The sequence below is a fragment of the Pedobacter sp. genome (assembly GCF_041662865.1).
Classification (GTDB): Bacteria; Bacteroidota; Bacteroidia; order Sphingobacteriales; family Sphingobacteriaceae; genus Pedobacter.
In genome coordinates this window covers 1-6,075 of sequence record NZ_JBAZRL010000031.1, presented here as the reverse complement: position 1 = coordinate 6,075, position 6,075 = coordinate 1, and the positions used below count along the sequence as shown (strand labels likewise).

Genomic DNA, 6,075 nt, shown 5'->3' with positions numbered 1-6,075 from the left:
ACCGCCCTTACTCCTGTTGCAGTTCTTCCCATTGGTCTAACTGTACTTTCGTTAAAACGAATTGCCCTTCCAGAACGTAAAGCCATTACAATTTCACTGCTGCCAGTTGTTAAACTTGCTTCTAACAATTGATCGCCTTCGTTAATGTTAATTGCATTTATACCATTAACACGCGGACGAGAATAGGCTTCTAATGAAGTTTTCTTAATGGTACCTTTTTTGGTACACATGATGATAAAGTTATTTTCTAAATAATCTTGATCTTTTAGATTTTTAACCTTAATATATGCTTTAACTTTTTCTTCTTTTGGTATGTTGATGATGTTTTGCAAAGCTCTTCCTTTACTCAATCTACTTCCTTCCGGAATTTCGTATACTCTTAGCCAGAAACAACGTCCCGCCTCAGTAAAGAATAACATATAATTGTGGTTAGTAGCAATCAACAAATGTTCGATAAAATCTTCATTTCTAGAATCGCTTCCTTTTGAACCTTTACCACCTCTACCTTGTGTACGGTATTCTGTTGCTGGAGTACGTTTAATATAACCTTCGTGTGAGATGGTAATTACAACTTCTTCATCTTCGATAAAATCTTCCATGCTCATATCTTCTGCCGAATGAACAATTGTTGTTCTACGCTCATCGCCATATTTATCTAACATTTCGGCCAACTCATCTTTTATAATTTGCATACGTAAAGATTCATCAGCTAAAATAGATTTCAAATACTCGATGGTTTTCATCAACTCTGCATATTCATCTTTAATTTTATCACGCTCTAAACCAGTTAACCTACGTAAGGTCATGTCAAGTATAGCTCTCGCTTGAATATCGCTCAAACCAAATTTTTCCATTAAGCCAACTCTTGCTTCTTCTGGAGTATTTGATGCACGAATTAATTTAATTACTTCTTCAATGTGATCTAAAGCAATTAATAAACCTTCTAAAATGTGGGCTCTTTTTTCGGCTTCTGATAATTCGAATTTCGTTCTACGAACAATAACATCATGTCTGTGATTTACGAAATGACGAATTAAATCTTTTAGGTTTAACATTTGCGGACGGCCATTAACCAAAGCAATGTTATTTACACTAAATGAAGTTTGCAATGCAGTTTGTTTAAATAAATTATTTAGAACAATGCTAGCATTTGCATCACGCTTAATTTCATAAACAATACGAATACCATCTTTATTAGATTCATCTTTAATATTAGATATACCTTCCAATTTCTTCTCGCCTACCAATTCAGCAGTTCGCTCAATCATTTGCGATTTGTTTACTTGGTAAGGTATTTCAGTAACGATAATCGTTTCGCGGTCTTTAACGGTTTCAATTTCTGCTTTAGCACGCATTACTACGCGTCCTCTACCAGTCTCAAAAGCATCTTGCACTCCTGCATAACCATAAATAATAGCTCCTGTCGGGAAATCAGGACCTTTTACATATTTCATTAATTCAGGAATGGTAATTTCGTTATTATCGATATAAGCAACAGTTGCATTAATAACCTCTGTAATGTTATGCGGAGCCATGTTTGTAGCCATACCAACAGCAATACCAGATGAACCATTAATTAATAGGTTTGGTACTTTAGCAGGAAGAACGGTTGGCTCTTGCAACGAATCATCAAAGTTTAATTGGAAATCAACTGTGTCTTTATTAATATCAGCTAACATATCTTCGGCCATTTTTTGGAAACGTGCCTCAGTATAACGCATTGCTGCTGGTGAATCTCCATCAATTGAACCGTAGTTACCTTGCCCGTCTACCATTAAATAACGTAAGCTCCAAGGTTGAGCCATACGTACCATTGTCATGTATACCGATGAATCACCATGCGGGTGGTACTTACCGAGCACCTCTCCCACAATACGAGCAGATTTTTTATAAGGTTTTCCTGCACCTAAACCTAAGTCTAACATACCGTATAAAACACGGCGGTGTACTGGTTTTAACCCATCACGTACATCAGGCAGGGCCCTACTTACGATAACAGACATCGAATAATCGATGTAAGCAGATTTCATCTGCTCGTCTATGTTTATTGAAATGATTTTGTCGTTCTCTTGATTTTCTAAATCTTCTGCCATAAATAATTTGTTCGTTAAAAACGAAGTTTAAATTAGGTTTTACTATAACCTTGCGAATTTAATAAATTATGCGCCAATATGCACCCTTATGTGGAAAAGTTTTGACTATTTAGATAATGATTTTTTGAGGTGGATTTTCACATAAAAAACAGTCGAATTTTTAGCCACAAATTAGCAGATTTTAGCGGTTTTTTTTAAATCTGTTAATCTCTGGCATTTAAATTTTTAAAGGCCTACTATTTGTAATCAGCACCGGATTATCTACAATTGGCAGTTTTGCAAATTTATGAACTTCAATGCTAGGCACACCAAAATCTAATACTACTTTGCCTAAAATTAGGTAACATCCTTTCCCTCTAAAAGGATAAATTGGGTTATTATTTGGGAAATGTGTAGTGTCAAAAAAATTACCTTCATTATCGATAAAAGTTCCGAACCACATTTTCGTGTTTTTAATGGTATAAACTGTTTTATCACAAACAAAATTGCCCAACATTTTTACAATTTTACCTTCATGTTTTTCTAAATCTTTCGCTAAAACATCTCCTCTATACTCGGTTTTTAATAAATCGAACATGCTTAAACTAATCGGAAAACCTAGCAATTCCAATTCCTGATAAGCATCTTCAACTAAATGTGTATCTAAATTTGGTAATGCATATTCTTTGCTTGGTAAATGAAAAAGTTCTTTTCCGGGTTTAGGTTTGGTTTTATTGCCCAAATAGTTATAAACTTCCCATAAAAGCTCTTTTTTACTTTTACCCATAAAACGTAAAGCTCCAATTCTTATCAAAATGAGCGATTGTTCTAAACTCAAGTTAGTACGTTTTATCAAATCTTCTAAATCTATGTAGTTTCCATTTTGTTTCCGCTCCTGCGGAATAAGTTCAATCAACCTATTTTCCAATCCTTGTACACCAATAAAACCTAAATAAGCTTTATTTCCATTGATGTTAACCACATCGTCACTATGATTTACACAGGGCAAATGAACCTCTGCTCCTGTTTGTTGTAAAGCATTTACGTACACCCAACGCTGGTAAAAACCACCATAATTATTTAAAACTGCTACCATAAACTCCTTTGGATAATAGGTTTTAAGGAATAAACTTTGATAACTTTCTACTGCAAAACTCGCCGAATGCGCTTTAGAGAAACTGAATCCAGCAAAACTTGAAATTTGTCGCCATACTTCTTTCGTAGTTTCTTCATCCCGACCTAAATCTTTTGCACAACAGAAAAACCGTTGTTCCAGCTTTTCAAATTCAATTTTTTGTCGGTATTTGCCGCTCATCCCTCGACGCAAAATATCGGCATCTGCAAAATCCAAACCAGCATAATGACAGCAAACTTTAATTACGTCTTCTTGATACACCATAATACCAAAAGTTTCGCCCAATTGCTCTTTCATCACCTCAGATAAATACTTCACTCCTTTAGGGTTGTGATAACTTTGGATATACATTTTCATCATTCCAGAACTAGCTACTCCAGGCCTAATAATTGAACTTGCAGCTACTAAAGTGAGATAATCTTCACATTGCAGTTTTTTAAGCAATTGCCGCATGGCTGGAGATTCGATATAAAAACAACCAATTGGCGTACCCGCTCGCAATTGTGAATTTAGTTTTGGATCATCTTTAAACGATTTAAAATCATGAATATCTATTGCTATTTGCTTGTTTTTCTGAACAAGTTGAACGGCTTCTCTAATGTGTCCAATTCCTCGTTGGCTTAAAATATCATATTTGTCCAGTCCTATTGCTTCTGCTTCATACATATCCCATTGTACGGTCGGCAAGCCTTTAGGCGGCAAATCTAATGCTGTATAATAGGTTAAGGGCTCTTCGCCAATCAAAATTCCACCTGCATGAATGGAACGTTGATTTGGCATATTATTCATGTAGTTATGAATGGCCAATATTTTATTAAAAGTGGAATTATTTGCATTAAATCTTTCTTTTGTAGGGTCTGTAAAATCGTCAATTTCATTTTTGGGCAAACCCATTACTTTTCCGATTTCCCTAATAATTGCTCGATCTTTAAAGCTACTCATTGTGCCTAATAAAGCGGTATTAGGGTATTTTCTGAAGATATACTTTTGTATTTCTGGTCGTTCATCCCAACTAAAATCAATATCAAAATCTGGTGGGGAACTGCGTTTATGATTTAAAAATCGCTCGAAATAAAGGTCTAATTCAATGGGATCAACATCGGTTATTTTTAAACAATAGGCCACAATACTGTTGGCGCCAGAGCCTCTACCTACATGATAAAATCCCCTTTCTTCCATAGCATACCTCACAATATCCCAAGTGATTAGAAAATAAGCGCAAAAATCTAACTCAGAAATAACTTTAAGCTCGTTCTGAATACGTTTTAAAGCAACATCATGATTTAATCCATATCGATAAACTAAACCTTTCATGGCAAGTTCAGTTAATAACTTCAAGTCATTTTCAGCACTCTCTGTAAATATTTTTTTGTTTTTTTTACCAAAAGTGTACCCATCCATACAGCAACTATCTAGCAGTTTTTGCGTATTAGACACTATAAAGTCATAAGAAATGAACTTCTTTTTCAGCTCATCTTCAGGAATAAAAACCTCGTCTTTCTCACAAACATCCTCTTCTGTTAATTTTCCTAAAACTGTATTTAACCCAATAGCTACTAAGTAGTTGTGTAATCTATATTCTATTTTATCTTTAACTGTTACAGGATGAAAAACTACTAGTTTATCTTTGACAGAATCCAATGATTTACCTGCAATTTTATTTAACTCATTAGCTCGAATGCCCAAATATTCATGCTCAGCTAATATAATGTTGTTTTGATAAGGGTAAATTACATATGCATTCATAAACTGAAAAGGTTTATCTGGCAAAGGGAGTTCGTTAAGGTTATGATGAGTTAAAAAGTCATTTAGCTCTTTCATTCCTTCTTTATTTTTGGCAATGCCGATGTACAGTAATTTATGATCTCGCCTAAATTCTATTCCGATGATGGGTCTAATAGCATAGGCTGGCCAAAATGTACCGTGTTTATCTTCATGATCCTCACCATGTTTTCTACACAGTCGAATAAACTCCATACAACCCGTAGAGTTATTAATATCCGTAAGCACTAGCTGGTGGATTTTTTTTGCCCTCGCCTCCTTTATCAGGGTTTCTATCTTCATTGTACCATAACGAAGGCTATATTGCGAATGGACGTTTAAAAACATAAGTTTCAATTTACCACATAGAAACATAGCACATATAGTTTTACATTATGGCTATGTTAACTATGTGGCTGTTTTAATGTGCTGTTTGTATAATTTATTAGTTTCACCTTTATTGGGCATAACGGTTGCCAGTTTAATCGCATCTACGCCATAACGAGAACGCATTTTATCCATACTTTGGTAGAGATTATATATTTTTTCAGATGGCCCATATAAGCCAATCTGCTCATTTCCACTTACCAAGTGAGACAGTTTTACACCAACCAATCGTAATAACATCCTTTTAGTGTAAACCTTGTCAAAAAGTTCTTTTGCTTTGGCTATTAAAGTAGTATCTAATGATGTATAAGGAATTTTAGCCTGCTGGGTAACGGTTTCAAAATTCGCATAGCGAATAGTTACCGTAATACAAGCCGTTAATTTTTGTTTCTGCCTCAGTTCAAAAGCCAGCTTAGTAATCATATCTGTAAGGATAATTTTCATACCTGCTATATCCATGCTATCGCTATCAAAAGTGGTTTGTTTACCTATAGATTTTTGCTCACGATAAGGTACTACTGGTGAATTATCTATTCCATTGGCTTTTTGCCATAAACTCAATCCATTTTGACCTAGTATTTTAAACATTAAATCTTGTGGAATTTGAGTTAAGGTGTGAATTTTTCTTACCCCCATCTCGCTAAGTTTTATGAAGGTAGAATCGCCCAAGCCAGGTATTTTTTTAATAGACAGTGGATTTAAAAACGATTGTACTTCTGG

Annotated in this window: 2 protein-coding genes and 1 pseudogene; all 3 read right to left on the bottom strand. The window is 34.8% G+C overall.

Annotated features, from left to right (window positions below; genetic code table 11):
* A partial coding sequence (gene gyrA, locus WC622_RS11075; protein WP_372819788.1) for a DNA gyrase subunit A occupies nucleotides 1–2,093 on the bottom strand: 2,093 nt, incomplete at its 3' end.
* Between the two features lie 217 nt (nucleotides 2,094–2,310).
* Nucleotides 2,311–5,316 (bottom strand): PHP domain-containing protein, encoded by a 3,006-nt coding sequence (locus WC622_RS11070; protein WP_372819752.1) that lies wholly within the window; start codon nucleotides 5,314–5,316, stop codon nucleotides 2,311–2,313.
* A 60-nt stretch (nucleotides 5,317–5,376) separates the two neighbouring features.
* Nucleotides 5,377–6,075: pseudogene (locus WC622_RS11065) on the bottom strand (DNA polymerase IV); the annotation flags it as partial.